The sequence below is a fragment of the Allomuricauda sp. XS_ASV26 genome, from assembly GCF_041224615.1.
GTDB lineage: Bacteria > Bacteroidota > Bacteroidia > Flavobacteriales > Flavobacteriaceae > Flagellimonas > Flagellimonas alginolytica.
The window spans coordinates 1-632 of sequence record NZ_JBGFGK010000018.1 but is presented as its reverse complement, the minus strand read 5'-3'; the positions used below and the strand labels follow the sequence as shown (position 1 = coordinate 632).

Genomic DNA, 632 nt, shown 5'->3' with positions numbered 1-632 from the left:
GAGATCCAGAACATCGAGGAAGTGCTGACTGACGGGAACGATGCGAACGGTCTAGTGCTGACGGGCCTTGGAGCCCCGACCGCTGCGAGCGATGCCGCCACAAAAGCCTATGTGGACAGCGTGGCCGACGACGATATTACGGGAGTGAGCTTCGATGGCGGGACCAACGAGGTAACGGTAAGCGAGGGCGGCACGAGCTTTTCCGCGGACCTATCCTCTTTGGACGATAGCGCCGGAGTAGCGGCCAATGCTGCGGACATTGCCAACAACACTACGGCGATTGGTAACAATGTCACGGATATTTCGAACAACGCTACCAATATCTCCAACAATACTACGGCTATTGGTAACAACGCCTCTGATATATCGAACAATGCTTCGAACATCACAACGAACACTACGAACATTTCGAACAATGCGGGTGCGATAGCAACGAACACTACCGATATAGCTGCCAATGCCACGAACCTGGCCAACCATATTTCGGCCGATGGAGATCTATCGGATACGAACGAGATCCAGAACATCGAGGAAGTGCTGACTGACGGAAACGATGCGAACGGTCTAGTGCTGACGGGCCTTGGAGCCCCGACCGCTGCGAGCGATGCCGCTACAAAGGCCTATGTGGACAG

The 632-nt window shown here is 54.6% G+C and carries 1 protein-coding gene; it reads left to right on the top strand.

Annotated elements, in window-relative coordinates:
* The coding region (locus tag AB9K32_RS00095) for a hypothetical protein (protein ID WP_369884008.1) at positions 1-632 on the top strand (632 nt) is incomplete at both ends.